The organism is Mesorhizobium sp. USDA 4132 (genome assembly GCF_056279545.1).
The window spans coordinates 49,255-72,614 of the sequence record NZ_JBWCCP010000002.1 but is presented as its reverse complement, the minus strand read 5'-3'; the positions used below and the strand labels follow the sequence as shown (position 1 = coordinate 72,614).

Genomic DNA, 23,360 nt, shown 5'->3' with positions numbered 1-23,360 from the left:
CTTCACGGGAACCTTTATGGGAATGACTGGGGCGTTCAAGGGAGGAACTTGTGCCGATGACCACTGAAATCTCACGCAGAAACCTGATGATGGCGACCACCGCCGTCGCGGCGCTCGCACCCTTTGGCGCATTCGCCCAGGGCGCTTATCCGAGCGGCCAGATCACATTCGTCTGCGCCTTCCCGGCCGGCTCCGGCGCGGACGTTCTGGTCCGTTTCTTTGCCGAAAAGTTCGCCAAGGTCTCCAGTCAGATGGTGATCGTGGAAAACAAGCCGGGAGCCGCCGGCAACATCGCCGCCATGTACACCGCCCGCGCCAAACCGGACGGGTATACGATCTACGTCCATTCCGGCACCTCGACGGCGGCCAACATGTCGCTGTTCAAGGCGCCGCCGGTCGATGTCGTCAAGGAACTGCAGACGACGTCCTTCATCAACAAGCAGGCCTTCATGTTCGTCGTGGCTTACGACAGCCCGATCAAGGACATGAAGGCGCTGACGGAATCCCTGAAAAAGAAGGGCAACAACGCCAGCTACGCGACGGCTGCGACCTCCGGCAAGGTGCTTGGCGAAATCTACAAGCAGAAAGCCGGCGTCGACCCGGTCGAGATCAGTTTCAAGGACGCCAAGGACTCACTCAACGACATGCTGAGCGGCTCCATCGACTACGGCGTCCACGATCCCGTCTTCGCCCTGTCGCAGGCCAACGAAAAGCGTATCCGGATCCTGGCGACCGGTTCGCCGATCCGGCTGAAGTCGCTGCCCGACATCCCGACCGCCAAGGAACAGGGCTACGATATCGACCAGCTCGGCTGGTGGGGTTCTTTCGTTCCGAAAGCCACGCCGAAGCCGGTGGTCGACAAGATCAACGCGCTGTTCAACGAAATCCTGGCCCAGCCCGATACCGTCGCCTTCCTCGCGAAATTCGGCGGCGACGTCTATGTCGGCACCCCGGAAGAGGGCCAGGCGCTGCTCGCCAAGACGGTCGAGGAGTGGAAGACGTATGTGGCCATGGCCAAGATTCCGCAAAATTAATCAACCGATTCGAAAGACCCTGTCGCCATAGTGCGGCAGGCCCTTTCGCAGGGACCCTTACGAACCGCCATAGGAGATGAAAAGTGACAAAATGGCTTAAGAAGATCGCGCAAGCCACCGCCGCCATGGCGATGCTGGCGGTCGCACAGATTGCAAACGTTACGCCCGCTCAGGCCGCTTATCCGGACCAGACGGTCACCTTCGTCTGCGCCTTCCCGGCAGGTTCCGGCGCCGACGTTCTCGTCCGCTATTTTGCGGACAAGGTGTCCAAGATCGCGGGCGCCACGATCATCGTCGAAAACAAGCCGGGCGCACTCAGCAACATCGCTGCTGAATACACCTCGCGTTCCAAGCCGGATGGCTACACGATCTTCGTTCACTCCGGCAACTCGATTGCCGGCAACATGTGGATCATGAAGAAGCCGCCGATCGACGTCGGCAAGGACCTGATGACGATCGCCACGATCAACAAGCAGGCCTTCATGATCGCCGTCGCCAAGGACGCGCCCTACAAGGACATGAAGGAACTGACCGCCGCCATGAAGGCAAAGGGCGACGGCGGCTCCTATGCCGTCAACGCCACGTCCGGCAAGGTCATGGCCGAAGTCTACAAGCAGAAGGCCGGACTCGAGACCGTTTCGGTCCAGTACAAGACCGCTGCCGACTCGCTTAACGACATCACCAGCGGCGCAATGGACTTCGGTTCCTACGACCCGGTCTTCGCCCTCTCCCAGCAGCGCGAAGGCCGTTTTCGTCTTCTCGGCGTCGCCTCGCCGGAACGCATGAAAGGCGCTCCCAGCATCCCGACCCTGAAGGAACAGGGCTTTGACGTCGACCAGCTCGGCTGGTGGGGTGCCATGGTTGCCAAGGGCACGCCGGAAGACATCACCACCAAGATCAACGGCTGGTTCAACACCGTTCTGCAGCAGCCGGAAACCCAGAAGTTCCTGGCCGACCAGGGCGGCGATCCCTACATCTCCACCCCGGCCGAAGCCCAGGCTCTGATGATCAAGACGATCGCGGAGTGGAAGGACTACGTGGCGATCGCCCAGATCCCACAGCAGTAAGCCTTGCTGAAACAGATAAAAAAAGCCGGTGGAAACGCCGGCTTTTTTCGTTGCGGAGAATGACAGGAAGATCCGCCAGTTCCCGGCAAGCGGGTATTTCGGACGTCAATCGCGATAGCTGGGATCGATCCTGTCCAGCTTTCGCAGCATCGCCGGCCATTCCTTGAGCCCCGGCTTTGCCGGCGACATCTCGTACATGTGTGCGGTCAGTTCGGCGATCTTCTCTTCCGGGATCGAAAGGCCCTGCGGCTGGGCCGCCATGGCGGCGAGCTGGGCGCGGGCAGCCTTTTCCAGCCAGAAGGTCCACACGAACGCCTCGCCGACGCTTTCGCCCGAGGTCAGCGTTCCGTGGTTCTTGAGGATCATGTTCTTGTGGACCCCAAGATCGTGGATGAGCCGCTCCTGCTCTTCCATGTTGAGGGCAAGGCCTTCATAACCGTGATAACCGATGCGGTTGTAGAAGAACATCGAATGCTGGGAGAGCGGCAGCAAGCCGCAATCGAGCATGGAAAGCGCCATGCCCGCCTCGGTATGCAGGTGCATGACGCAGTTGAGCTCGTGGCGCGCCTTGTGCACCGCGTGGTGGATGACGAAACCGGCGCCGTTCACCGGATAGTCCGACTTGCCGATGATCTTCGCCTCGTGGTCGATCTTGACAAGGTTGCTCGCCTTGATCTCGTCGAAGGCCATCCCGAACGGATTGATCAGGAAGTGGTTTTCCGTGCCCGGGACGCGGGCGGAGATATGCGTGTAGATGAGGTCGTCCCAGCCGTAGAATGCCGCGAGGCGATAGGCGGCGGCGAGATCGACGCGGACGGCCCATTCCTCGTCGGTGACCGAGGCGCGGTCGAATTCGGTAATGACTTCGCCGGATTGGTCCTGTCCTGCCAGTCCGATGACGTGACGTTGAAATGCCATGTGACGTCCTCCCTAGAGTCCAAAAGCTAGAGTTCAAAAGCCCAGATTGCGATCGGAACCACCGGCGTCGGCAACGGCGTTCCCTTGAAAAACGCTTGGACATTCTCGACCAGCAAAAGGGCCATGGCGAGGCGGGTTTCCGTGGTGGCGCTGCCTTGGTGCGGCGTCATGATGACATTCGGCATCCACAGCAGCTTTTCCGAAACCCTCGGCTCGTTGGCGAACACGTCCAGTGCCGCAAAGCCGAGCTTGCCGGTTCTGAGCGCCTCCACCAGCGCCGCCTCGTCGACGATCGAACCGCGCGAGACGTTGACCAGCGTACCCTCGGGTCCGAGCGCCTCCAGCACTTCGCGGTTGACGATCTTCCTGGTGTCCTCGCCGCCGCGGCTGGCGACAATGAGGAAATCGCTCTGCTTCGCCATCGCGACGAGATCCGGCATAAAGGTATAGGGGACAGGTTTCTGTCGCGGACCATGATACGAAACCCGCATGCGGAAAGCAGCGGCCCGTTCTGCAATCGCCGCGCCGATATGGCCGAGCCCGACGATGCCGATCGCCTTGTTCTTGAGCGACCGGCCGAGCGGGACCTTTGCCGCAATCGTCGTCCACCGGCCGTCGCGGATATATTGGGTCTGGGGCACGATATCGCGGGCGGAAGCCAGCATCAGCGCCATGGCGAAGTCGGCGACATCCTCGGTGAGCAGGCCCGGCGTATTGGAAATACCGATGCCGCGTGCCTTGACGGTCGGCATATGGATCGAGTCGATGCCGATGCCGTAACAGGCGACGAGCTTCAGGTCCGGGAATTTTGCGAGTACATCCGCATTGGCGCCGACGCCGGGATCGGTGACCAGCACCTGCACGCCCGGTATCTCGCCGCCCGCGGCGACGTCCGCGAGCGACATTTGCCGCCCGCCCATGCCTTCGAGCGCCGAGACCACCGAAGCCGGCAGGACCGCCGTCAGCACAACGATACGGATGGTTTTCTGGTCTGATGTCACGGAAACGATGCCCTCCCCGGATCGAAATCTTGGAGCCGACTTTATACGGCTCCCTGCCATGACGATAGGCCTTTTCGTCCATGTAGAACGGAATTCGTCATCGACGGATTACCCGTGGATGAACTTCCAGGGGCTGACTTCGCTTTCGAGCGACAGCGGCACTTCGATCAGCCACGGCCCGCCGCGCGTGATGGCAGTCTCGATTGCCGTGCGGAGAGCCTCCGGCGCGCTCACCCGGGCGAAATCCACATGGAAGGCGGCGGCGAGCTTGTCGAAATCCGGGTTCTTGAGCTCCGAGCCGATCAGCCGCCCGCCAAAAGCTTCGCTCTGGTCGCGCTTCACGTTGCCGAAGGCGGAATTGTTGAAGACGACGGTGATGACGTCGATGCCGTATTGGGCGGCGGTGGCCAGCTCCTGGGCGGCGAACATGAAGCCGCCATCGCCCGCAATCGATACAACCGGCACGTCCGGCCGGGCAACCTTGACGCCAAGCGCGGTCGGAAAGCCGAAACCGAGTGTGCCCTGGAAGCCGGTCGAGATGAAGGTGCGCGGTTCGTAGACCGGATAGCAGTACCAGGAGGCGAAACCGGACTGGCAGACCTCTTCGACGAGAATGCCGTCGTCCGGAAGGGCTGCGCGGATCGCTTGCAGATAGTCGTAATGTGGCGAGATTTCCTGGATGGCTTGCGCCGTCTCCGCGCGCGCCTTTCGGATCGCGTCCTGCCAGTCGTCGGAAGGCGTCCGCGGCTTGATCTCGCCGAGCAGCGCTGCGAGCGAAGTCTTCGCCCGGCCGAGTACGCCGAGGGCTTCCGGCGTGCGGGTCAGTTCCTCCGCGTCAATTTCCAGCCGTACCACCGGCACGTCCGGTCTCGGCTTCCAACGCCAGCTCGGCACCTCGAGCCGGGTGCCGATGCCGATGACGCAATCGGTCACCGGCCAGAGCTTTCGCGCTTCGGCAATGGTGAGGCCGAGTTCGTGGCGGTTGGAGACCACGCCGCGCCCGGAGCGAAAGCCGACCACCGGCGCATGCAGCATTTCCGCAAGCCGCAGCACCTCGTCACGGGCCTCGAATGCGCCGGGCCCGACGAAGATCATCGGCCGCTCCGCCCTGCCGATCACAGCAGCCGCCTCACCGATCGCCACGTCGGCTATCGGATCCGGATGGTTTTCGAGCGGCCGGGTGATCTCGAACTCGCCCTCCGCCACGAACTGCTCCCAGGGCATTTCGACCGTCGCCGGGCCGGGTTTGAGCGAACGCATCTCGCGAAACGCGTGGGCGATAGCGGTGGAAACGTCAGCTGCTTTGTCGGCGCGTTCGGCGGACTTGGCGATGCCGGCAAGCACGGCGCGCTGGTCGCGCATCTCGTGCAGATGGCCGCGACCCTTGCCGAGAAACGCGGTGGGAACCTGCCCGGTCAGGCACAGAACCGGCTCATTACAGCCCCAGGCGGTCAGCAGCGCAGCGCCCGTGTTGAGCACCCCCGGCCCCGGCACGACGGAATAGACGCCGGGATTGCCCGAGGCGCGTGCGTAACCGAAGGCCATATAGGCGCAGGTCTGCTCGTGCCGTGGCGTGATCACCCGCATGCCGTCACGCTGAAAGGCGTCGAACAGGCCATAGAGCTGGGCGCCCGGTATGCCGAAGACTGTGTCCACATTGTGAGCGCGCAGCGATGCGACGATGGAATCGCCTCCGGTGATGGTCATGTGAGAGATTCCCTGTGAATGGATGTTTGGACTTTGTGGTGCGTGTGGCGCATGGAGCGGTTACGACGGTGCTTCTTGCCGATCTCCCCCCTTGAGGGGGAGATGCCCGGCAGGGCAGAGGGGGGTGCAGCGGCATACTCTTCGTAGTGAATTTGCGGCGCCACCCCCCTCTGTCACTTTCGTGACATCTCCCCCTCAAGGGGGGAGATCAGAGGGAACATGCCGCGCCGCTCAACATCACCGCAAGCGATCGCCCAATCTTCCCGTCCCTACAAACTCTTCCTTACCGTCGGGTCCAGGTTGAACAACTTCGCCGCATTCAGCCCCAGGATATTCCGTTTCGCCTGTTCGCTCAGGAACGGCAGGTCGTAGATCTCCTGCGGCAGGTCGAAATCGAAATGCGGCCAGTCGGAAGCAAACAACAGCTGGCTCTCGGCGTTGATCATCTCCAGCGTCAATTGCAGCGCCTTCATGTTCACCGTTTCCATCGGCTGGGTCGTATACCAGCAGTTTTCCCGCATGTATTCGCTCGGCAGCTTTTTCAGCTGCGGCGCCTCGGAAGGGCGCATCAGGTACTGGTCGTCGAGCCGCTGCATCAGGAAGGGGATCCAGGCGAGCCCGCTTTCCACCCAGATGCTTTTCAGCTTCGGGAAACGTTCCGGAATGCCATTCAAGATCCAGTTGGTCATGTGGACCATGTTGCACCAGACGAAGCCGAGCGCGTGCATGCCGAGGAACCGGTTGATGGTCGCAAGCGACTGGTCCTGCCAGTGATAGGCGGCGTGGAAGGCGATCGGCAGGTTGCGCTCCTCGAGCATCGCATAGATGCGCATGTAGTCGTTGTGGTGCACCGCCTTGTGGCGAACGGACGGAACGCAGAAGCCGATGACGCCTGGCCGGCCCGAAAATTCCTCGATGGTGCGTTCCGCTTCCTTGGGTACGTTGAACGGCAGGTAGGCGAGCGTCTTCAGCCGGTCGTCCTTGGAGAGCACCTTGTCGATCAGCCAGCGGTTATAGGCGCGGCCGAGATAGACTTCCATTTCCGGCTGCGGATGCAGGCCGAGCGTCAGCATCGGCGTCGGAAACAGCACCATATAGTCGACGCCGAGCGCGCTCATCGCCCGGCGCGAGAGGGTGACATCGCGATGAACCCCGTCATCGACCTTTTCGCGGATGCCGGCCTGGTGCGGAATGCGGCCGCCGACATCCTGGTATTTGAGGCCCATGTCGCCGTTCAAGCCGTAGGAGGCGGTGCCCATCTTCTCGTCGTGGAAGAGCATCGCCTGATGGCGGATGACCGGGTCCTCGATATATTGCACCAGTTCGTGCCAGGAAATCGTCTCGGTGTGGTGGGCGTCCACGTCGCAGATCAACCAGTCCTCGAAGCCGCGCTTTTTGGCGGCCCGGTTGGCATGGGCTAGAATGTCGCGCGTATCGGTGAAGACGTCGATCTGCTGCACCGGCAATTCGCGGGCGCGATCCTTGTTGGAAATATCCATGTTCGCTCTCCTCAGGCGAAAGAGTGGATTTATGCCTCAAAGTTCATCCGGCCGGCGCCGGTACCAGAGCGCCAGTTCCATCGGCCCGAGATGCAGGGCGCGCAGGATTTCGGAGACGGCGGAGAGCGCCTCGGTGGCGGTCACCGTTTCGTCGCGGGTGCCGGTCAGCGGCCGGAACGTGCGTTCCTCGCCGTCGCTTTTCGCGACATAAAGCCGGATCGCCGCCGTCATCATCCGCGCCACCGCCTCGTCGGAGACGCGCGATGTTTCGCCGTTCTCCAGCAGTTCGGCCGTTGCCTTCTCGATCTCGGCGGTGGCGTCCTCGATCCAGCCATAGGGGTCGTTGCGTAATGTGGGTTCAGAGGACGACATAGATCTGCCCCTCCCGGATCGCCAGTTCGGCGCGGTGCAGGCGGTATTTGGCCGGCCCGGCATTGCGGCCGGTTTCCAGGTTGAATTCCCAGCCGTGCCACGGACAGGCGACGTGCATGTTCTCTTCATTGTATTGAAGCGTCCGCACCTCCTGCCTTTCATCGACTGGCTCGATGACTTGAGGATAGATGCGGCCCTGACAGATCGGCCCCTGCCGGTGCGGGCACATGTTGTGCCAGGCATGCAGCGCACCCTTCACCCGAAAAATGCCGATTTCCCGCTCTCCGCAGGCGACGACCTTGCGGCCGCCATCGGCGATCTCATCCTCCGAACAAACCAGATATTCCGCCAAGGTCTCCTCCCTATCCTTCGCGCTAATTTCAATATTCTTGAAATCGTTCAGCTATATTGTATAAAGATGAAAGAAGACGTCAAGCGGAGAGGTCATGGACGCGTCGGGAAATCAGAAAGCGACGGGCAAGGACCCGGAGATCAAGGGCGCGGGCATCCAGTCGCTTGAAAAGGGGCTGAAGGTGCTGACGGCGATCCAGCATGCCGGCCGTGCCATGCGGCTGAACGACATCGCCGCTGCTGCCGGCATGACGCCGAGCATGGCGCATGGTTATCTGGTCAGCCTGGTGCGCACCGGCTTCGTCGCGCAGGACCGGCTGTCCGGCCTTTATGATCTCGGCGATGCGGCGCTACAGCTCGGGCTTGCCTCGCTTTCCCGCACCGATTTCCTCAGCCTTGCGCGCGCGGTGATCTCGCAGCTTGCCGCCGAACTCGGCGAGACGGTGACCCTGGCGGTGTGGAACGGCGATGCGCCTGTCGTGGTCGACAAGATCGAGGGCCGCTCCGACAGCGTCTACGAGATCAAGGTCGGATCGCTGGTCCGCCTGTGGCCGACGGCGACCGGCCGGGTCTTCATGGCCAACCTGCCGAATGCCGAATGGGAACATCACCTGCGCGCGATGATGCACCAGGGCGGCGAAACGGAGGCCTCGATCTCCCGTTTCATAACCGATCTCGCAACGGTGCGCAGCCAAGGTTATGCCGCGACGCTGCCATCCACGGTTCCGGACTTTTCGGCCGTCGCCGCGCCCGTCTTCGATCATCGCGCGCATCTGAAAGCGGTCGTTACCGTGCTCGGTCGACAGGATGGCTTCGATATCGCGCCTTCCGCCCCGCCGCTGACCGCCACATTGCGTGCCGCCAGGTCCCTGTCGCTGCGGCTCGGCGCCTCAGTAAGTTGAGGGTTTTGTGCAACGCGACTTGTGCCGTTGCACTTTCTCCGCTACCCCGCTCATATAACCGTTTAAAGAAGGTCACCGCATCGTGATGGCTGAAGACGTCAGGCCCGAAGAAGCAAGCACCGGCGATTGGGTGATGCAGCAGCCCCGGGCGATCTACTTCCTGAACCAGGCAAATCATGCCGTCCGCAGCCGGCTGGAAGTGGCGCTTTCGGCGCTGCAGATGACCGGCATTCAATATACGGTGCTGAGCGTTATCGGCAGCCGCGAAGGACTGTCCTCAGCGGAACTTTCGCGTCGCTTCTTCGTGACGCCGCAGACGATGAACGAGCTGATCGGTGGCCTGCAGCGCCGCAATCTCATCACCCGCAAGGAAGACCCGGCCAACCGTCGCATCCTGCGCATGAGCCTGACGACCGAGGGCAAGCGGATGATCAAGGCCTGCGACGCGGCAGCCGATGCCGTCGAGCGGGACGTCTTTTCCTTCCTGCCCCAGGAAAGCTACCAGCAGCTCCGCGAGCTTTGTCGGCTGGTCGCCCGCAATCTTCGCGAGCGCGACGAGATCCCCAAGGGAGACTGACAAAATGCACGGCCGGCGATAGATTTTTCGCAGGCTGTGTCGAACGGGCTTATTCTCGAACGACATTGGTGTAGCAGGCCGATGACGGGCTGCGGCACACACGGAGAAAAGCCATGAAATACATGCTGATGATCTATCGCGACGAAGCATTGTTCGCTGCCGACGCCAAGAGCGGCGCCCATTCCGCCCCCTATATTGCTTATGCCGAAGCGCTGAAGAAATCCGGCGCGCTTGTCGGCGGCGACAGGCTGCAGGTTTCCGAGACCGCAAGCACGGTGCGGGTCACGGGCAACAAGACCGAGGTGCTGGATGGGCCCTATGCCGACACCAAGGAACAGCTGGGCGGCTTTTACATCATCGACGTGCCGGATCTCGACGCCGCGCTCGAATGGGCAGCGAAATGCCCGGGAGCGATCAACGGCGCGATCGAAGTGCGCCCGATGTGGGTGATGTGACGCCGATGGTCGGCGGCGGCGAGGTTTTGGACGAGGTTTCCGGCGAGGCCGAGCGCGTCGCCCGCCAGTCCTACGGCCGGCTCGTCGCCTTCCTCGCCGCCCGCACCCGCGATCTGGCGGGTGCGGAGGATGCGCTGTCGGAAGCCTTCGCTTCGGCGCTTTCCGATTGGCCTCATGCAGGCATTCCGAAAAATCCCGAAGCCTGGCTGCTGACCGTCGCCCGCCGAAGGCAGCTCGATGCGATGAGGCGCGGGGGCACGCGCGCCGCTGCTGCGGAGCATCTGAAACTGCTGTCCGACGAGCTTTCCGATCAGCAGCAGGCGGAAATCCCGGATGAGCGGCTGCGGCTGATGTTCGCCTGCGCCCATCCGGCGATCGACGCCCGGATGCGTGGGCCGCTGATCCTGCAGACCATTCTCGGCTTCGACGCGGCGACGATCGCCAGCACCTTCCTGGTCCCGCCGGCCACCATGGGGCAGCGGCTGGTCCGTGCCAAAACCAAGATCCGCGACGCCGGTATCGCCTTCCGCCTGCCCGAACGCGCCGACATGAGCGAACGGCTGGATGCGGTTCTGGAGGCGATCTATGCGGCCTTCACCGAAGGCTGGATCGACCCGGCTGCCGCCCCGTCCCGTCGCCGCGTTTTGGCGGAGGAGGCGATCTGGCTTGGCCGGCTGGTGGCCGTGATGCTGCCCGACGAGCCGGAAGCGCTCGGCCTGCTGGCACTGATGCTGCATCTTGAAGCCCGGCGCGGCGCGCGGCGGACCGAGGCCGGCGATTATGTAGCGCTCGACGAACAGGACCCGACCGCCTGGGACAGGACGCTGATCGACGAGGCCGAAGACATCCTGCTCACCGCCAGTCATCGCGGAAGGATAGGTCGCTATCAACTGGAAGCGGCTGTACAGTCTGCCCATGCGATCCGCCGTTTCGGCCGTCAGCCCGATTGGGCGATCCTCGAAACGCTTTACGACCATCTGGGGGCGTTGACCGGCTCGCCGGTCGTTGCCGTCAACCGCGCCGTGGTGATCGCAAGCGGCCGAAGCGTGGAAAAAGGGCTCGCGGTGCTCGATGCGGTCAACGGCGACCAGCGCCTTGCCGACTACCAGCCCTATTGGGCCGCCCGCGCCGACCTGCTTTCCCGCTGCGGCCGAAGACAGGAAGCCGATGCCGCCTATGAGCGCGCCATCGGTCTCGAAACGGACCCGGCGATCCGCCGATTCCTGGCAGGTCGCCGGTTGGGACTCGCGGTTACGTCCTGAGCCGGGCCGGGAGAGGAACTTCCTGGCCTTGCCTTGAGATCAAAGTGCCCGGCCGACCGCCCGGTCGTTCTCGAGGCGCGCGATGCAGCCGGCGAGCTTGGCCAGCAGAAGGTCGAAATCGATCGGCTTGGTCAGATAGTCCGCCGCCCCTGCCCGCAGTCCGGTCAACACATTGTCCTTGTCGGTCAAGGCCGACAGCAGGATGAAGGGGATGTTGAAAAGCTCGGCGTGGTTCATCTGGATTTCTGCCAGGAGCTGGTGACCGTCCATGACGGGCATCGAAATGTCGCAGATGACGATGTCCGGCCAATAGGACAGGATGGCCTCCAGCCCCTCCTGCCCATTGGCGGCCTCCAGAGTTGCAAACCCGGCGTCCGTCAGTTCTTCAACGATGAGCTGGCGGATATCCGCTTCGTCGTCGATGCATAGTACGGTAATCATCCTGCTCTTCCCTAAGCTGCACGTTTGATGAGATTTGCGAGCGGTCCCTTGTTCGGGAGCGCCACCGTGAATGTTGTTCCCCGGCCGAGCACGCTCTCGACCGAGATTGAACCGCCATGCAGGTCGACGATCTGCTTGACGAGGTTGAGGCCGATGCCGGTGCCGGCGATCCCGGTCGCGCTGCGGGCCCGGTAATAGGGCTGGAAAAGCTTCGGCAGGTCCTCGGCATCCATGCCGATGCCGGCATCCTGGATCGATACATAGGACATGCCGTTCTTCGTCGAGGTACGGATATGGATGTCCGGCGCCTGGGGGGCATATTTGACGGCATTCGAAAGCAGGTTGGTGAAGACCTGTTCGATCGTTGTGCGATCGGCAAGGATCGTCTGCGGCAGATGCGAGAGGTCCCGGTGAATCCTGTGGGATTTGCGAACGTCCATCTGTCGGGCGCAGCAGGATTCGATGATTTCCGCCAACGAGAGGCGTTCCGGCTTCAGCGTCGTCTTGCCCGTCTCGAGCCGGCCCGCCGACAGGATGCTCTCCATCAGGTCGACCATGCGCAGCACGGCGGCGCGGATCTGGGCCGACTTCTCTTCCACATATTCGGGCTTCTGGGTTGTTTTCGTGCGCGACAGGCGCTGTGCCGCGGCATCGATGATGGCAAGCGGCGTGCGGAACTCATGGGAAGCCATGGTGACGAACTGACGCTGCAGGGCGTTCACATGCCGCTCTTGCGCCAAAAGCCTGTCGAGTTCCTCCCGCTGGCGCTCGATCTCCGTCGTCCGCAGCCTGACGCTCTCTTCGAGCTGGTCGCGATGGCGCATCAGTGCCAAACGGCTCTCGGACAGGTCGAGGGTTGTCTTGCGCAGCCCCCGGCCCAGAAAGATCACCACGCCCATGGCCACGACGATACAGGCAATGCCGACCGGAGCGATCTGCTCGATAAGCATCAGGCCCGGCCGGATGGGCTGCCAAGCCATATATCCCAGCATCGAGCCATCAGTGGCGATGACTGGAATGGCTGCAGTCGATTGGGCCGTGTCGGTGGTAAAATGCAGCGTCTCGATCCGGGCGTAACGGGCGATTTTCTCGACCGCGCTGGCATCCAGGAATCTCACGGCAACCGTGATGAATTCCTTGCCGGGGTCGAGCGAGATCTCGTCGCTGCTCGGGACGATCAGCCTTGCGCTGACGACAGCGGGCCGGCCGGCGATCGAGAGGATCTTTTCCGCGAAAATTTCGGCAAGCACCGGGGGATTGGAATCGCCGGGTGCGGTCCGTTTGTGGAGCACCGCCCGGATGTCTTCCCGCAAGGCCGCCACGGCCTTTTCATCGCCGAGAAAGGTCGGGGCCGCAATATCCTCGCCGTCCCGCATCGCAAAGACCAGCTCGTCCCGCTCGTTGAACACGTAAGTGCGGTCATGACTGAAATATTTGTGCATCCACATACCGATATTCTCGGCAATCCATGGGTGATCGTCCTTGGCGACAAGCAGGACCGCGTCGTTCCAGACGGTGACGCTTTCCAGTTCATGCTGTACGGCTTTTACCTGCTCGTCGAGGCCCTGTTCGACGTAGCCCTTCTGCCGGGTCAAGGAGAAATCGTCCACCTTGACCGAGGCAAGCCACATGAACCCGGCGAGAAGCAGCGCTGTCAGGGCCGTCAGCAATGTCAGCACGATCGTGACGTGCGATGTGATACGGATGTTCTGCTGCATGGGCACCGCTTTCTCTCGGCCCATCATGCATCCAAAACATTACATTCCGCTAAATTTTAAATGCCAAGGTTGAACGGAGTATTTTCCATACAGCTGTGGGTGTGGCGTCAGGCGGCGATGGTCGTCCCGGTAGTCGAACCGACACTCCGGGAAAGAAACGACCTCCCTTTCCCCGACTACAACCAGGAAGCCGGGTTTTTCGGCAACCGCCCGTCGGGGTCGGTGACCGTGAGTTTCGGCTGGTCCTTGCCGTTCCAGCGCCAGAGGGCGACGCAGGTTCCGCCCGGCGACATGAATGACGGATAGATGACGCCGTCCCGGCCATCATCGAGCAACCTCTCTGCGAGGAGATGCGTCGCCGGTATCCGGCCGGCATCGAGATCGGCTCGCCATTCGCAGCGGTGGATGGTCTCGTCGACACCGAGACCGGACAGAACCTCAGGGCTGGTCAGATCGGCGAGCCGCGCGCCGTCGAGCCGAAGCTGGGCGATCAGGGCCGGATGCTGGACGAAACCCTGATTATACTCCGCCCAGGCGGTAGAGAGCTCGCGCGCCGCATAGATGGTCGCTGCGCCAACCGGGTTCCAGCGTCCGCCAAAACGGGCAGCGCCGTCGCCGGAAAGCGGCGCATGCGCCCAGCGCGGCACATAGGCACGCCAGAGGATGCCTGATTCCGGGGCCAATTCAGGCATAAACGCCGGAGCGCACCGCCTCCAGATAGGCGAGCACCTTGTCGGCCTTGCCTTCGCCGACGAGGTCGTAAGCCGTCTTGCCGGCCCAACCCGGGATAGGCTGGTGCTTGAACCAGATCGCCGCGCGGTTCTCGTCGCCGGCCATCTCGCTCGCCATCGCCAGGATGCGCACGACCGGGGAGAGCGCCAGATCGACCTTGCGGGCGCCGCTTTTGGCCGTCAGCGTGTTGCGGGCGACACCGATCAGTTTCGCAAGTTCCGCCTGGGTCAGTCCGAGCAGATCGGACACCCGCCGCGCCGACAGAAGCGCGGATTGCTGTTCACGGAAAGCGGCGGCGCCGATTTCAAAAGCATGAGCCATGAGAATAGTCCTGATCCAATTTTGATCATCTATTGCTCAATATGAGCGCAATTTCCGCGCATTTCAAGCGCTGCCGCTAATCGTCGTCTTCTTCCAGTTCGGGCTCGACGAAATCGTCGACCGGCAGCTTGCGGGTCAGCAACCCGGCATCCTCCAGCATTTCCGTATCCGGCAGGTCGCGCAGGGTGTCGAAACCGAAGGCGGTGAGGAAGGCCGGCGTGGTGATATAGGTATAGGGCGCACCGGGGGTCGGGCTGCGCGGGCCGGAGGCGAGGAAACCGAGCTGCCGCAGCGTCGCGATCGTATCGCGGCTCACCTCGCGGCCGAAAATCTTCGAGATCTCGGCGCGCGTCACCGGCTGGAAATAGCCGATCGTCATCAGCACCAGCGCCTGGTGATCGGTCAGATCCGCGGGCGGTGCGTTGGCGGCACCGGAGGCATGGATAACATCGGCAAATTCCGGCCGGGTACGGTGCTGCCAGCCGCCGGCGACTGCGACGAGTTCATAAGGCCGGCCGCCGAGCGACTCGCGGATCTCCTCGATGATCGCTTCGATATCGCAGTCCTTTCCGACGACCCGCTCCAACGCTTTCCGGGTGACGGGCTCGGAAGAGGCAAAGATCACCGCCTCCACCCGCGCCGCCCATTGGCGATGCCGCTCCTCCTGCGTCAGGTGGAGAAGCTCCTTGTCGATGACGATTTGCCGCGCACGCTTCGCCATGCTCAGAGCCCATAGATGCGGAAGGTGGGGCGGCCGGAAAGCTCGCGCACCGCTTCCAGCTGCTGCAGCCGCTCGAACAGCCTGCGCGACGCAAAACGGGAAAGGTTCGGCGTTTGCAGCGAGCCCGACACGGCGTCATCGGAGAGCAGCAGGCGTAGCCCGTCCTCCGCTCCTTTCGCACGCAGCTTTGGCGTGACAACGGCAAGCCGCTCGGCGCGCCGGGCAATGTCTGCCGCCAGCCGGCCGGCTTCGGCCGCGGCATGCACCAGGGCAAGGCAGATCGCCCGATCGAACCCCTCTTCGCCGGGCCGGAGGCGGCCGCGCCCGCCTTCGGCGCGGAACACCGAAGAAAAGCGCTGGCTCATCAGCAGCGGCACCGGCACGGGCCAGCGCAGCTTCTGCGCCAGAAGGAGATCGGCAAGCCACCAGCCCAGCGCTTCGGCATCCGGGCGGATCGCGTGCGTTTCGCGGATGATCGCGGCGGCCGCGAACGGCGCGGCCGATCCGGCGAGGCCGAGGTCGTCAAAAACCTGCGCGAGCGTTGCCAGCGGCTCGTCCCATTTGATGCCGAGCATGGCGGCTACCGTCTGCAGCATGTCCGCATCGAGCGCGGACGAACGCGAGGCAAGCCGCTTCCAGGCCGAAAGGATCTGCCCGGCGGGACCGGGATCATCTCCCGGCCTGCGCAGCAGCCAGGCATCGCGCAGCCCGGCCTCGTCTTCCGAACGCCCCGCAAGCCGTACAGCCGCCGCCGCGCATTTCAGCGCCAGCCGCTGCCGCCAGGCGCCCGCCCAATCCGGTTCGGCCCGAACGATCTGGTCGAGCGGATAGAGCGCGCCACCCGCCATGAATGCGGCATCCGCGGTGTCCGCGGCAAAGGTCTGGGGACCTGCCCAGCGAGCTGCCGGCATGGGCTGAAACGGCGTCTTCTGTGATACGGCCTTGGGAATCATGGGCGCGAGCGTAAATTTTATGTGCGCTTGTGGCCACCGATCGCGCAGCAATCCGCACCGTCGGCTGCGGATTTGCACCGTTATTTGCAGGACGCGCTGCGAAAACGCTGAAAATCGACGAGCCGAGGCTCCTGCCCCCGTCGATCAATAGGAGTTGAATTTTGCGGATCGGCGCGCCGCCCTACATAGGGTGCGGCTGGCCAAGGAGGATTTCAGTTTGACGTTCCATCGGATGATTGCATCTCTCGCCGTAGTCCTTGCCCTCTCAGCGCCGGTGCTTTCGGGACCGGCCTGGGCCCAACAGCCGCGCGGCGGTGACGAGAACCGCGAGCGCGGCCGCCAGACGGAGCAGGGTGCCGGTGGTGGCATCTTCAGCCTGATCCCGGCCGATTCCACCACCGAACATGTCTTCAAGGCGCCTTCCGGCGATCTCCCCTATACCGCGACAGCCGGCACGCTCGATCTGTTCGGCCAGGACGGCAACCGCTCGGCGAAGATCTTCTACACCGCCTATATCGCGAAGAACAGAACGTCGGGCCGGCCGCTCACCTTCGCCTTCAACGGCGGCCCGGGCGCCGCCTCCGCTTATCTGCATCTCGGCCTGGTCGGCCCGAAGATCCTGGAATTTGGCGCAACCGGTGACAATGGCACGACGCCCCGGCTGAAGGATAACCCCGAAAGCTGGCTCGCGTTCACCGATCTCGTGCTGATCGATCCGGTCGGTACCGGCTGGAGCCGCGCCGCCAGCAACGACGCGGCCGGCGGCTATTACGGCGTGCGGCAGGATGCCGACAGCCTCTCCAAGGCGATCGCGCTCTACGTCCAGAAGAACAACCGGCTCGATGCGCCGAAATACCTGCTCGGCGAGAGTTATGGCGGTTTTCGCGCCGCCAAGGTCGCCGTGTCTTTGAAGAACAGTCAGGGGATGCTGGCTTCGGGCATCATCATGCTGTCGCCGCTGGTCGAAGGCCGCTTCCTTGCCAATTCGGATGATCCCCTGAGTGCGGCGCTTCAGCTTCCCTCGCTCGCCGCAGCCGAGATGGAGCGCCGCAACCAGTTCACGCCGGAAAAGCTTGCCGATGCCGAGCGTTTTGCCATCGGTGACTATCTCGTTGGGCTTGCCGGCCCCTCCCCTACCGGCCAGGCGGCCGATACGCTCTATGGCCGGGTTTCCGAACTCACCGGCATTCCGAAGGACATCGTCGTCCGCACCCGCGGTTTCGTGGGCGATGTTTATGCCAAGCAGATGGGGGGGCCGGGAAAGATCGTCAGCCCCTATGACGCTGCCTACGCGGTGCCGGATGCCTATCCGGAAGATGCCGTCACCCGCAACGACGACCCGATCCTCGAAGGTTACACGCGCGCCTATGGCGCGGCCTTTGCCGCCTATGCCCGCAACGAGCTCGGGTTTGCGAGCGAAATGACCTATTCGCTGCTGAACGAGGAGGTGAACCGCCGCTGGGAGTGGAACGGCAGCCGTGGCGGAGATTCGCGCTCGCTCGCCAGCGCCAGCACCGATATCCGCGACCTGCTTTCGGTCATCCCAACCTTCAAGCTGATGATCGCCCACGGCTATAGCGACGCGCTGACACCTTACGGCGCCAGCCGCTACGTCATCGACCACCTGCCGCCCGAACTCGCTGCCGGCCGTGCCGAACTCAAGGTCTATCGCGGCGGGCACATGTTCTACACCAGGCCGGATTCGCGCAGGAGTTTTGCAGGCGACGTCAGGGCGTTTTACGAGGCCAGGGCGACGGATTGAATTCGCCGGCTGTTCGATGACGGAAAGGTCACCGTGATGTGAATGCGTCGCGCCTTGCTGGTCCGGGCTCGAAACCGCTACTAGCTGACATACGTTGATTTTCAGAAAGATCTTTGGGTCCATGACCAGCGAATACCAGATGTCGCGGCGCGCCTTCGTAATTGGCTCCGTCTCGATGGCCGCGACGCTTGCCGGCTGCGCCACCACCACTGAACGGGCTCCGGTTCCGGAAATGGCCCGCCGCCCGATCGAGCCTCCGAGCGAAGCTGAATTGCAGGCCCGATACGCCGCCGTCGAGGACAGCGGCCATCTCCTGCCGGCGATCCCCTACAAGCAGATCGACCCGAAATATTATCGCCAGCGCGTGGTCGATCCGACCGGAGAACTACCAGGCACGGTGGTCGTCGATACGCCTGGCCGTTTTCTCTACGTGGTGGAGCCCGGCGGCACGGCGATGCGTTACGGCGTCGGCATCGGCAAGGACGGTTTTGCTTGGCAGGGCGAAGGCGTCATCCACTGGCGCCAGCCCTGGCCGCGCTGGAAACCGCCGAACGAGATGGTCGCGCGCCAGCCGAGCCTCAAGAAATTCTCCATCGAGAACGGCGGCATGGATCCGGGCGTCAAGAACCCGCTCGGTGCGCGGGCGCTCTACATCTTCCAGAACGGCCAGGATACGCTCTACCGCCTGCATGGCTCGCCGGAATGGGCTTCCATCGGCAAGGCTTCGTCGTCGGGCTGTGTGCGCCTGGTCAACCAGGACGTCATGGATCTCTATGCGCGCGTCCCCTACCACGCCCGGATCGTCGTGCATCAGGATGTGTTGAAGGCTGCTCCGGTCGTATGACGCGGCGGCTGCGACGATATTGTTTCGCTGCGGCGGCATGATGTAAGAGGTCCGGCGCCGCATTGCGGGAAGCGGCGGTAAAAGCGGGCGGAGGCTTAAACTGGATCTGGACGACGAGACGCAGCAATCCGATGCACCGACGCCGCGCATGCTGTCATGGGCGCGCAATTCGACGATCTATCGCATAAACCGGCGCATGCACACGGAAAAGCAGCTCTTCGATGCCATAGCGCGCAAGGCACGCGAGAAATTCGAGGATATCGGCGAGGTCCAGGTCAGGGCGGTCGCCGAGTTCGCGGTGAAATTCGCCTATGACAACAAGGCGCTGGATGATGCCGCCTTTGCCGAGATGAGCACTCGCTCGGGCATGCGCGGCGGCAGGTCCAGACGGGCCATTGCCCAGAAACTGTCGCAGAAGGGCGTGGCGAGCAGCACGGTGGCGGCCGCGATTGCCGAGGCGGACGATTTCCGTGCGGCCCTCATCCTTGCCCGCAAACGCGCCTTCGGGCCGTTCCGCAGGGGCGAGCTCGACGAAAAACGCAAGGCAAAGGAGTTCTCCGCCTTCGCCAGGGCCGGTTTCAGCTTCGATATCGGCAAGAGAATCTTCGGGATGTCACTCGATGAGGCCGAGGAAGCGCTGGATGCGGGCCGCGACCTCTAGGCGCCAGGGCGCCGCCGGCCGTCAGGCCTGCTTGAGCGCCGGGTCGTCGAGCGCCGGATTGTAGAAGAGCGACAGCGTCAGGCTTTTTGCGATGCGCTCGGCCGTTGTCATGAACCAGGCTTTCGCCTCGGGGCTCGGAGCCATGTCATCCAGTGTCGCGGCAAACAGCTCCAGCCATTTCGGGAAAAGCTCAGGGCGCATGTTGGCGACGCCTGCATGCGCCTGGACCGGCTTTCCGCCATAGGCACCGTTGCGGAAGGCGACGGAGGACCAGAAGCTCTTCATTTTCGCCATATGCTCCGGCCAGCGTCCGGAAAGCCGCGCGTCGAAGACGGGTCCCAGTTCCGGATGCGTCAGCACGCGGCCGTAAAACGTATCGACCAGCTTGTCGATGAAGGTATCATCGACACCGATCGCCTTCATCTGCGCTTCTGCGCGTTCACGGATGGCCGCGACATGCGCCGCGCGCCCCTGCAATTCGTCACTCATCTCAAAACCTTGGGTTCCGCCGCATTTGCGGCCCGTCTCATATAGGCCCTGCGGATGCCGGACCCAAGCCCTGACGCCCGGTTGCGACGATGTGTCAGGTGAAAATGGGCGGCAATGTCAAACTTGCGCGAGCGGTGCCACTACGACCGTGCTGCGGTCGCGATTGTCTCGGCAAGCCATTCGTTGAGGCTTTGATCGTTGGCGGTAGCGGCGATGACGGCCGCTTCATGGGTGCGCGGATCGAGCCGGACGTTAAATCGCCCCGAAAACGAGCGAAAAGGCTCAATCCCCTTTTCCTTGCAGATTTCAAGGAAGGTCTGGAGCGACTTTTGACCCTCCGACATCAGGCCATCGAGACTGTCGGAGTAGAAGTCGGCGCCGCCATTCAGGCCGAGGAACTCCCCGCGAAACATGCCGATCTCCGGATCAAGTGAGACAACCGCTTTATGGCCTTCGATTTCGATGACGTTCCTCATGGTTTCACTCCATGGCTTTCGAGCCATTTTCGAATGCTGGCGACCGCGCCTTTGTCCGTATCGGGCGATGGATGTGGGCGATGAAATACCCTGACCTCGCCGAACAGCACCACGCCGATCCGGGATCCCTCCCGCTCGGTCACGTCCGCACCAAGCGCTACGAACATGGCCTCGATATCCACCCATCGGATCGAACCGCTCGCGGGCCTTGCATAGATCAGCTCAAGCGTGGCGCGATGGCGTTTCTTCATGCTGAATGGTACCACTGTATAGTACCAAAATAAAGAGGCCGGCAACAATGCCAGCCGCGATTCATGACAGAGGGTGAGAAACGGATGCTACACGCGCTCCAGCGCCACCGCGATCCCCTGCCCGACGCCGATGCACATCGTGGCGAGTGCGTATCTGCCCTTGCGGAGCGACAGTTCGAGCGCTGCGGTGCCGGAAATGCGGGCGCCGGACATGCCGAGCGGGTGGCCAAGCGCGATCGCGCCGCCGTTCGGGTTGATATGTTCGGCGTCTTCCTGGAGGCCGAGTTCGCGCAGGACGGCGATGCCCTGGCTTGCAAAGGCTTCGTTGAGCTCGATCACGTCAAAATCCTTCGGCGAGATGCCGAGACGGGCGCAGAGCTTCTGGGTGGCCGGCGCCGGGCCGATGCCCATGATGCGCGGCGGAACACCGGCAGTGGCGCCGCCCATGATGCGAGCGATCGGGGTCAATCCATACTTCTTCGCCGCCACTTCCGACGCGATGATCAGGGCCGCGGCCCCGTCGTTGACGCCCGACGCGTTGCCGGCGGTCACCGTCGCGCCCTCGATCTTGTTCAATACCCGGAGCTTGGCGAGCGCCTCCATGTTGGTTGCGCGGGGATGTTCGTCCTTCGCAACGACCACCGGATCGCCCTTCCGCTGCGGGATGGTCACCGAGGTGATTTCCTTGGCGAGGCGGCCGTTCTCCTGAGCTGCCGAGGCTTTCGCCTGGCTGCGCACGGCAAACGCGTCCTGGTCCTCGCGGGAAACTTTGTAGTCGATCGCCACGTTGTCGCCGGTTTCCGGCATGGAATCGACGCCATACTGCTTCTTCATCAGCGGGTTGACGAAACGCCAGCCGATCGTGGTGTCGTAGATCTCGGCATTGCGCGAGAACGCGGTATCGGCCTTCGGCATCACGAAGGGTGCCCTGGACATGCTTTCGACGCCGCCGGCGATCATCAGTTCGGCCTCGCCGGCCTTGATGGCGCGGGCAGCGGTGATGACCGCATCCATGCCCGAACCGCAGAGGCGGTTCATGGTGGTGCCGCCGAGCGAGACCGGCAGGCCGGCAAGCAGCGCCGACATGCGCGCGACGTTACGGTTGTCCTCGCCGGCCTGGTTGGCGCAGCCGTAGATGACATCGGCAACCCCTTCCCAATCGACGGACGCGTTACGTTCCATCAACGCTTTCAAGGGGATGGCGCCAAGATCGTCGGCACGAACGGAAGAGAGCGAGCCGCCGAAACGGCCGATCGGGGTGCGGATATAATCGCAGATATAGGCTTCGGTCATGATCTTCTCTCTCACAGTTTCGGCACGACGAGATCGGCGATCGGTCCATCGATATGGAGGCGCGCGCCGGTCATGGCCTGCAGTTCCTCGACTGTCATGCCGGCCAGCTTTTCGCGCAGGACGAAATGCTTCTCGACGATGTCGACGACGGCATGGCTCGTATAGACCCGAGTGATACAGGCAACGCCGGTCAGCGGAAAGGTACAAGCTTCAACTAATTTCGGATCGCCGTTCTTGGTAACGTGTTCGGTGATGACACAGACCTGCTTGGCGCCGTGCACGAGGTCCATGGCGCCGCCGACGGCCGGTACGCCCTTGGAGCCGACCCGCCAGTTGGCGAGGTCGCCGTTCTGGGCCACCTGCAGCGCGCCCAATATAGCAACGTCGAGATGGCCGCCGCGCACCATGGCAAAGCTGTCGGCATGGTGGAAGAAGGCGGCGCCCGGCTTCAGCGTCACGGCCTTCTTGCCGGCGTTGATCAGGTCCCAGTCCTCCTCGCCTTCAGCCGGCGCTTCGCCGAAATTGAGGATGCCGTTTTCGGTGTGGAAGATCGCCTCGCGGCCGGGCGGCTGGTAGCGGGCGACCATTTCCGGAAAACCGATGCCGAGGTTCACATAGGCGCCATCCTTTATGTCCTGGGCGGCGCGCCAGGCGATCTGGGCGTTGGAAAGCTTGATGTCTTCGCGCGTATCGACGGTCATGCCTGGGCTCCTGGGGCGTAGGCCACTCCGGCTCGGATGAGCTCTTCTTCCTGCTGCGGGTCTGCGACCTCGACGACGCGGTCGATGAAGATGCCGGGCGTCACGACATGTTCGGGATCGATGCCGCCTGGGGGCACGATCTTCGACACCTGCACGATCGTCTTGGCGGCGGCCATGCACATCAGCGGGTTAAAGTTGCGACCGGCCTTGTTGTAGGTGAGGTTGCCCAGTGGATCGCCGAGCTGAGCCTTGACGATGGCGAAATCCGCCTTCAGCCAGCGTTCCTGGACATAATGGCGGCCGTCGAACTCGGCGATTACCTTGCCGTTGGCAAGTTCGGTGCCGTAGGCGGTCGGCGTGTAGAAGGCCGGGATGCCGGCGCCGCCGGCGCGGATGCGCTCGGCAAGCGTGCCCTGGGGCACCAGTTCGAGTTCGATCTGGCCCGCGAGATAACGGTCGGTGAAGGCGCGCGGATCCGAGGATTTCGGAAACGAGCAGATCATCTTCCTGACCATGCCCGCGTCGATCATCGCGGCAATGCCGATGCGGCCGTTGCCGGCATTGTTGTTGATGACGGTCACGTCCTTGATACCCTTGTCGATCAGGGCGTGGATCAGCTCGATCGGCGCCCCCGATCCGCCAAAACCGCCGATCATGATGGTCGCGCCATCACCGATCTCGGAGACGGCTTCCGCCGTGCTCCCGATTGTCTTGTCCATACGGGATATCTCCTTCGCTATACTCGGCGGAGGTGACCGCCTTGCTCAGGGCAAGAGATAGATCAGCGCGGGATGGACAGCAAGGAATATGTGCGGTAATTGATCTTTGTTCGCATATCGCACATATCGTGCG

27 protein-coding genes are annotated in these 23,360 nt (G+C 62.9%); 9 read left to right on the top strand and 18 right to left on the bottom strand.

Translation table 11 applies throughout. From position 1 onward, the window contains the following. Positions 1-56: 56 nt before the first annotated feature. Complete coding sequence (locus tag ACZ9IU_RS23130; RefSeq protein ID WP_040123948.1) at positions 57-1,034, top strand: Bug family tripartite tricarboxylate transporter substrate binding protein; 978 nt, start codon at positions 57-59, stop codon at positions 1,032-1,034. Between the two features lie 83 nt (positions 1,035-1,117). Beyond that, a complete protein-coding gene (locus ACZ9IU_RS23125; RefSeq protein ID WP_040123949.1) occupies positions 1,118-2,101 on the top strand; it encodes a Bug family tripartite tricarboxylate transporter substrate binding protein in 984 nt (327 codons plus the stop codon). A gap of 105 nt (positions 2,102-2,206) precedes the next feature. Here ACZ9IU_RS23125 and ACZ9IU_RS23120 read toward each other — a convergent pair whose 3' ends face one another. The 6 genes from ACZ9IU_RS23120 to ACZ9IU_RS23095 all read right to left on the bottom strand — a co-directional run bounded on the left by ACZ9IU_RS23120 (position 2,207) and on the right by ACZ9IU_RS23095 (position 7,950). Next, the gene (locus ACZ9IU_RS23120; RefSeq protein WP_080719311.1) at positions 2,207-3,019 is read right to left on the bottom strand and encodes a class II aldolase/adducin family protein; all 813 of its coding nucleotides are present in this window, start codon (positions 3,017-3,019) and stop codon (positions 2,207-2,209) included. 26 nt (positions 3,020-3,045) lie between these two features. Further along, the gene (locus tag ACZ9IU_RS23115; protein WP_051900271.1) at positions 3,046-4,020 is read right to left on the bottom strand and encodes a 2-hydroxyacid dehydrogenase; all 975 of its coding nucleotides are present in this window, start codon (positions 4,018-4,020) and stop codon (positions 3,046-3,048) included. Positions 4,021-4,128: 108 nt separating this feature from the next. Then, positions 4,129-5,727, bottom strand: a complete 1,599-nt coding sequence (locus ACZ9IU_RS23110) for a thiamine pyrophosphate-dependent enzyme (protein WP_040123951.1) — start codon at positions 5,725-5,727, stop codon at positions 4,129-4,131. A gap of 269 nt (positions 5,728-5,996) precedes the next feature. After that, positions 5,997-7,226, bottom strand: coding sequence for an amidohydrolase family protein (locus ACZ9IU_RS23105; RefSeq protein ID WP_051900273.1), 1,230 nt, complete (start codon positions 7,224-7,226; stop codon positions 5,997-5,999). A gap of 36 nt (positions 7,227-7,262) precedes the next feature. Then, positions 7,263-7,598: a hypothetical protein gene (locus ACZ9IU_RS23100; protein WP_040123953.1), complete on the bottom strand. Its 336-nt coding sequence runs from the start codon at positions 7,596-7,598 to the stop codon at positions 7,263-7,265. Continuing rightward, positions 7,585-7,950, bottom strand: a complete 366-nt coding sequence (locus tag ACZ9IU_RS23095; RefSeq protein WP_037084914.1) for a Rieske (2Fe-2S) protein — start codon at positions 7,948-7,950, stop codon at positions 7,585-7,587. The genes ACZ9IU_RS23100 and ACZ9IU_RS23095 overlap by 14 nt, the downstream gene beginning before the upstream one ends. Positions 7,951-8,044: 94 nt before the next feature. Between ACZ9IU_RS23095 and ACZ9IU_RS23090 the strand changes: the two genes are divergently transcribed. From ACZ9IU_RS23090 to ACZ9IU_RS23075, 4 genes are all read left to right on the top strand, one after another. Then, positions 8,045-8,851, top strand: coding sequence for an IclR family transcriptional regulator (locus tag ACZ9IU_RS23090; RefSeq protein WP_051900275.1), 807 nt, complete (start codon positions 8,045-8,047; stop codon positions 8,849-8,851). An 85-nt stretch (positions 8,852-8,936) separates the two neighbouring features. Next, on the top strand, positions 8,937-9,428 hold the full coding sequence (locus ACZ9IU_RS23085; RefSeq protein ID WP_040123955.1) for a MarR family winged helix-turn-helix transcriptional regulator: 492 nt from the start codon (positions 8,937-8,939) through the stop codon (positions 9,426-9,428). A gap of 113 nt (positions 9,429-9,541) precedes the next feature. Continuing rightward, a complete protein-coding gene (locus ACZ9IU_RS23080; RefSeq protein WP_040123956.1) occupies positions 9,542-9,883 on the top strand; it encodes a YciI family protein in 342 nt (113 codons plus the stop codon). A 5-nt stretch (positions 9,884-9,888) separates the two neighbouring features. Further along, entirely contained in the window at positions 9,889-11,145 is a 1,257-nt protein-coding gene (locus ACZ9IU_RS23075; RefSeq protein WP_040123957.1) for an RNA polymerase sigma factor, read from the top strand. Positions 11,146-11,184: 39 nt separating this feature from the next. On the opposite strand, the gene ACZ9IU_RS23070 is transcribed toward ACZ9IU_RS23075, so the two are convergent. The 6 genes from ACZ9IU_RS23070 to ACZ9IU_RS23045 all read right to left on the bottom strand — a co-directional run bounded on the left by ACZ9IU_RS23070 (position 11,185) and on the right by ACZ9IU_RS23045 (position 15,989). Next, positions 11,185-11,586 carry a response regulator gene (locus ACZ9IU_RS23070; RefSeq protein WP_040123958.1) on the bottom strand — a complete coding sequence of 134 codons (402 nt, stop codon included), beginning with the start codon at positions 11,584-11,586 and terminating at the stop codon, positions 11,185-11,187. Positions 11,587-11,597: 11 nt separating this feature from the next. Next, positions 11,598-13,304 (bottom strand): sensor histidine kinase, encoded by a 1,707-nt coding sequence (locus tag ACZ9IU_RS23065; RefSeq protein WP_040123960.1) that lies wholly within the window; start codon positions 13,302-13,304, stop codon positions 11,598-11,600. A 176-nt stretch (positions 13,305-13,480) separates the two neighbouring features. Next, complete coding sequence (locus ACZ9IU_RS23060; protein WP_040123961.1) at positions 13,481-13,996, bottom strand: RES family NAD+ phosphorylase; 516 nt, start codon at positions 13,994-13,996, stop codon at positions 13,481-13,483. Next, positions 13,989-14,357, bottom strand: coding sequence for an antitoxin Xre/MbcA/ParS toxin-binding domain-containing protein (locus ACZ9IU_RS23055; protein WP_040123962.1), 369 nt, complete (start codon positions 14,355-14,357; stop codon positions 13,989-13,991). Before ACZ9IU_RS23055 ends, ACZ9IU_RS23060 begins: the two co-directional genes overlap by 8 nt. Before the next feature lie 76 nt (positions 14,358-14,433). Continuing rightward, positions 14,434-15,078 carry an SMC-Scp complex subunit ScpB gene (scpB, locus tag ACZ9IU_RS23050; RefSeq protein ID WP_040123964.1) on the bottom strand — a complete coding sequence of 215 codons (645 nt, stop codon included), beginning with the start codon at positions 15,076-15,078 and terminating at the stop codon, positions 14,434-14,436. Positions 15,079-15,080: 2 nt separating this feature from the next. Continuing rightward, the gene (locus ACZ9IU_RS23045; RefSeq protein ID WP_051900276.1) at positions 15,081-15,989 is read right to left on the bottom strand and encodes a DUF1403 family protein; all 909 of its coding nucleotides are present in this window, start codon (positions 15,987-15,989) and stop codon (positions 15,081-15,083) included. 274 nt (positions 15,990-16,263) lie between these two features. Between ACZ9IU_RS23045 and ACZ9IU_RS23040 the strand changes: the two genes are divergently transcribed. The 3 genes from ACZ9IU_RS23040 to recX all read left to right on the top strand — a co-directional run bounded on the left by ACZ9IU_RS23040 (position 16,264) and on the right by recX (position 19,298). Beyond that, complete coding sequence (locus ACZ9IU_RS23040; RefSeq protein ID WP_040123968.1) at positions 16,264-17,793, top strand: S10 family peptidase; 1,530 nt, start codon at positions 16,264-16,266, stop codon at positions 17,791-17,793. Positions 17,794-17,914: 121 nt separating this feature from the next. Further along, positions 17,915-18,637, top strand: a complete 723-nt coding sequence (locus ACZ9IU_RS23035) for a L,D-transpeptidase (protein ID WP_040123970.1) — start codon at positions 17,915-17,917, stop codon at positions 18,635-18,637. Positions 18,638-18,743: 106 nt separating this feature from the next. Continuing rightward, the gene (recX, locus tag ACZ9IU_RS23030; RefSeq protein WP_040123972.1) at positions 18,744-19,298 is read left to right on the top strand and encodes a recombination regulator RecX; all 555 of its coding nucleotides are present in this window, start codon (positions 18,744-18,746) and stop codon (positions 19,296-19,298) included. 21 nt (positions 19,299-19,319) lie between these two features. On the opposite strand, the gene ACZ9IU_RS23025 is transcribed toward recX, so the two are convergent. The 6 genes from ACZ9IU_RS23025 to ACZ9IU_RS23000 all read right to left on the bottom strand — a co-directional run bounded on the left by ACZ9IU_RS23025 (position 19,320) and on the right by ACZ9IU_RS23000 (position 23,227). After that, positions 19,320-19,787, bottom strand: coding sequence for a group III truncated hemoglobin (locus ACZ9IU_RS23025; protein ID WP_040123974.1), 468 nt, complete (start codon positions 19,785-19,787; stop codon positions 19,320-19,322). A 140-nt stretch (positions 19,788-19,927) separates the two neighbouring features. Beyond that, positions 19,928-20,263 carry a type II toxin-antitoxin system HicB family antitoxin gene (locus ACZ9IU_RS23020; RefSeq protein ID WP_040123976.1) on the bottom strand — a complete coding sequence of 112 codons (336 nt, stop codon included), beginning with the start codon at positions 20,261-20,263 and terminating at the stop codon, positions 19,928-19,930. Next, positions 20,260-20,514, bottom strand: coding sequence for a type II toxin-antitoxin system HicA family toxin (locus tag ACZ9IU_RS23015; RefSeq protein ID WP_040123978.1), 255 nt, complete (start codon positions 20,512-20,514; stop codon positions 20,260-20,262). Before ACZ9IU_RS23015 ends, ACZ9IU_RS23020 begins: the two co-directional genes overlap by 4 nt. A gap of 87 nt (positions 20,515-20,601) precedes the next feature. Continuing rightward, the gene (gene pcaF / locus ACZ9IU_RS23010) at positions 20,602-21,807 is read right to left on the bottom strand and encodes a 3-oxoadipyl-CoA thiolase (protein WP_040123979.1); all 1,206 of its coding nucleotides are present in this window, start codon (positions 21,805-21,807) and stop codon (positions 20,602-20,604) included. 11 nt (positions 21,808-21,818) lie between these two features. Then, positions 21,819-22,508, bottom strand: coding sequence for a CoA transferase subunit B (locus ACZ9IU_RS23005; protein ID WP_040123981.1), 690 nt, complete (start codon positions 22,506-22,508; stop codon positions 21,819-21,821). Continuing rightward, positions 22,505-23,227, bottom strand: coding sequence for a 3-oxoacid CoA-transferase subunit A (locus ACZ9IU_RS23000; RefSeq protein ID WP_040123983.1), 723 nt, complete (start codon positions 23,225-23,227; stop codon positions 22,505-22,507). Before ACZ9IU_RS23000 ends, ACZ9IU_RS23005 begins: the two co-directional genes overlap by 4 nt. Positions 23,228-23,360 lie beyond the last annotated feature (133 nt).

What these genes read in the sequence shown, in the direction of transcription:
- ACZ9IU_RS23130 (WP_040123948.1), top strand. Translation starts at nt 57, where the DNA reads ATGACCACTGAAATCTCACGCAGAAACCTGATGATGGCGACCACCGCC.
- ACZ9IU_RS23120 (WP_080719311.1), bottom strand. Translation starts at nt 3,019, where the DNA reads ATGGCATTTCAACGTCACGTCATCGGACTGGCAGGACAGGACCAATCC.
- ACZ9IU_RS23110 (WP_040123951.1), bottom strand. Translation starts at nt 5,727, where the DNA reads ATGACCATCACCGGAGGCGATTCCATCGTCGCATCGCTGCGCGCTCAC.
- ACZ9IU_RS23105 (WP_051900273.1), bottom strand. Translation starts at nt 7,226, where the DNA reads ATGGATATTTCCAACAAGGATCGCGCCCGCGAATTGCCGGTGCAGCAG.
- ACZ9IU_RS23100 (WP_040123953.1), bottom strand. Translation starts at nt 7,598, where the DNA reads ATGTCGTCCTCTGAACCCACATTACGCAACGACCCCTATGGCTGGATC.
- ACZ9IU_RS23090 (WP_051900275.1), top strand. Translation starts at nt 8,045, where the DNA reads ATGGACGCGTCGGGAAATCAGAAAGCGACGGGCAAGGACCCGGAGATC.
- ACZ9IU_RS23085 (WP_040123955.1), top strand. Translation starts at nt 8,937, where the DNA reads ATGGCTGAAGACGTCAGGCCCGAAGAAGCAAGCACCGGCGATTGGGTG.
- ACZ9IU_RS23080 (WP_040123956.1), top strand. Translation starts at nt 9,542, where the DNA reads ATGAAATACATGCTGATGATCTATCGCGACGAAGCATTGTTCGCTGCC.
- ACZ9IU_RS23075 (WP_040123957.1), top strand. Translation starts at nt 9,889, where the DNA reads ATGGTCGGCGGCGGCGAGGTTTTGGACGAGGTTTCCGGCGAGGCCGAG.
- ACZ9IU_RS23070 (WP_040123958.1), bottom strand. Translation starts at nt 11,586, where the DNA reads ATGATTACCGTACTATGCATCGACGACGAAGCGGATATCCGCCAGCTC.
- ACZ9IU_RS23065 (WP_040123960.1), bottom strand. Translation starts at nt 13,304, where the DNA reads ATGCAGCAGAACATCCGTATCACATCGCACGTCACGATCGTGCTGACA.
- ACZ9IU_RS23060 (WP_040123961.1), bottom strand. Translation starts at nt 13,996, where the DNA reads ATGCCTGAATTGGCCCCGGAATCAGGCATCCTCTGGCGTGCCTATGTG.
- ACZ9IU_RS23055 (WP_040123962.1), bottom strand. Translation starts at nt 14,357, where the DNA reads ATGGCTCATGCTTTTGAAATCGGCGCCGCCGCTTTCCGTGAACAGCAA.
- scpB (WP_040123964.1), bottom strand. Translation starts at nt 15,078, where the DNA reads ATGGCGAAGCGTGCGCGGCAAATCGTCATCGACAAGGAGCTTCTCCAC.
- ACZ9IU_RS23045 (WP_051900276.1), bottom strand. Translation starts at nt 15,989, where the DNA reads ATGCCGGCAGCTCGCTGGGCAGGTCCCCAGACCTTTGCCGCGGACACC.
- ACZ9IU_RS23040 (WP_040123968.1), top strand. Translation starts at nt 16,264, where the DNA reads ATGATTGCATCTCTCGCCGTAGTCCTTGCCCTCTCAGCGCCGGTGCTT.
- ACZ9IU_RS23035 (WP_040123970.1), top strand. Translation starts at nt 17,915, where the DNA reads ATGACCAGCGAATACCAGATGTCGCGGCGCGCCTTCGTAATTGGCTCC.
- ACZ9IU_RS23025 (WP_040123974.1), bottom strand. Translation starts at nt 19,787, where the DNA reads ATGAGTGACGAATTGCAGGGGCGCGCGGCGCATGTCGCGGCCATCCGT.
- ACZ9IU_RS23020 (WP_040123976.1), bottom strand. Translation starts at nt 20,263, where the DNA reads ATGAGGAACGTCATCGAAATCGAAGGCCATAAAGCGGTTGTCTCACTT.
- ACZ9IU_RS23015 (WP_040123978.1), bottom strand. Translation starts at nt 20,514, where the DNA reads ATGAAGAAACGCCATCGCGCCACGCTTGAGCTGATCTATGCAAGGCCC.
- pcaF (WP_040123979.1), bottom strand. Translation starts at nt 21,807, where the DNA reads ATGACCGAAGCCTATATCTGCGATTATATCCGCACCCCGATCGGCCGT.
- ACZ9IU_RS23005 (WP_040123981.1), bottom strand. Translation starts at nt 22,508, where the DNA reads ATGACCGTCGATACGCGCGAAGACATCAAGCTTTCCAACGCCCAGATC.
- ACZ9IU_RS23000 (WP_040123983.1), bottom strand. Translation starts at nt 23,227, where the DNA reads ATGGACAAGACAATCGGGAGCACGGCGGAAGCCGTCTCCGAGATCGGT.